Origin of the sequence: Streptomyces regalis (assembly GCF_001509475.1) — a bacterium.
GTDB lineage: Bacteria > Actinomycetota > Actinomycetes > Streptomycetales > Streptomycetaceae > Streptomyces > Streptomyces regalis.
This window is the reverse complement of the sequence record NZ_LLZG01000216.1, coordinates 1-879: the sequence shown is the minus strand read 5'-3', so window position 1 is coordinate 879 and position 879 is coordinate 1. Positions and strand designations below refer to the sequence as shown.

General features: G+C 67.8%; 1 protein-coding gene and 1 pseudogene. One reads left to right on the top strand and one right to left on the bottom strand.

Features of this window, described 5'->3' with window-relative positions; all coding sequences use genetic code 11:
* The coding region (locus ADL12_RS22625; protein WP_244188010.1) for a TniQ family protein at positions 1-423 on the bottom strand (423 nt) is incomplete at its 3' end.
* 361 nt (positions 424-784) lie between these two features.
* On the opposite strand from ADL12_RS22625, the pseudogene ADL12_RS58545 reads away from it, so the two are divergent.
* A pseudogene (locus ADL12_RS58545) lies at positions 785-879 on the top strand (ISAzo13-like element transposase-related protein); the annotation flags it as partial.

Genomic DNA, 879 nt, shown 5'->3' with positions numbered 1-879 from the left:
GGCTTTGTGCGGGCTGCGGTGAGCGGTGCAGGCCGTGCACGCCGGCAGCGACTGCACCGCGGACGGGACAGGCTGCCAGCGGGCGCAGGCGGTGCCCGCCGTGCCGATGGCAGCGGGCGGGGGCTGGCGGGGCAGGGCGCGGGCGAGGTGGGCGGGGGGGGTGCGGGGGAAGTCGGACAGGCGGCGGGCGGCTTCGGTGCTGAGGTGGATTTCGGTGGCGGGCTGGGCCGCAACGGTGCCGGTGACGGTGATGTGCAGGCCGTCGAGGAGTTGGGCGGGGGAGAGGTGGTAGGCGGCGGCGAGGCGGGTGAGGTAAGAGGCTGCTGTCTCGCGGGGCAGCGGCCGTACGCGCAGTGTGCCGGGCGGGGTGGGCCACATGGTGCTGGCCGGCACCGCAGGGCGGCTTGCGGTGTGGGAGGTCACCGGCTGCTGAGTTTCACCTCGGTGTCCGGTAAAACTCTCATCCTGATGTCCTGTGCCCCTCTGCTGCTATAGCCCTTGTCACGTGCTCATTTGCCGGGTCTTGGCAGGAATCAAGGACGGCAGTCGGTGAGAAACCGATGTGACGTCATATGAAAAAGCGCATGACATTGAAGTGAGAATCCCGATAGCAGGCACTGCCTGACCTGCAGGTTCTTCTGGGTTGGGGGTGAGATTTGCGCGGGGCTGCTGTAGGCATCGCCATGGTGAACGTCCAGGCGAACAGGTCGATCAGTTTCTGTGCGGCGGCGGTGTCGCCGTCGAGGTTGGCGATGAGTGCGGTGACGTTGACGGTGGTGTTACGAACACCGGCTGGGTCAACGTCGGCACCGACCACGACACCGCCGCGTTCGCGGTGGAATCGATCCGCCGCTGGTGGCACGACCAGGGCCGGAACAC